This is a genomic window from Streptomyces sp. AC627_RSS907, assembly GCF_019049165.1.
On sequence record NZ_JAGMUE010001296.1, the window covers coordinates 1 to 589 of the forward strand.

Here is a 589-nt window from a genome sequence, read left to right on the forward strand (position 1 = left end):
ACCTTCAGCACGTCGACCGGGCCGAGGGTTGGGTGGGCTGCCAACAGTGCGCGCTGCGCCGTCGGTTCCAGGTCGCCGAGGAGCAGCAGGGTCAGCCCAGCCGTGCGCACGAGCAGGGTGACGCTGGCGTCGTTCGCTCCGGTGACGGCACTCGTGTCCACCGTGCCGGCGCTGTCGGAAAGGGCCGGGGTGCCTCCCGGGCTCGCGGTGTAGGGGGCGCCCGAGGGGTCGCCCGTCGGCGCCACGGGCCCGGACGTCACGGGTCCGGACACCACGGGCCCGGGTGCCACGCGCGGGGGCCACAGCACCTGCCAGGAGAGGCCGCTGGTGCGACGGCGCTCGCCCGGTGCCGCTTCGAGGTGCCGCACGCCGGCCGCCGACACCGCCCTGCGGACGAACGCGGCCTGCCCCGGCGGCTCCCGCAGACTCGTGGTCTCCACAGCGCCTACGGCCCGGCCACGCAACACGCCTGGCAGACCCGCCACGTGATCCGCGTGGAAGTGGGTCAGCACGATGAGCGGAATCCGCACGATGCCCAGGTCCCGTAGGCAGCGGTCCACCGCGCCGGGGTCCGGCCCCGCGTCGACGA

At 75.4% G+C, this 589-nt stretch carries 1 protein-coding gene; it reads right to left on the reverse strand.

From position 1 onward, the window contains the following. A partial coding sequence (locus KUM32_RS41575; protein WP_217146813.1) for a ComEC/Rec2 family competence protein occupies positions 1-589 on the reverse strand: 589 nt, incomplete at both ends.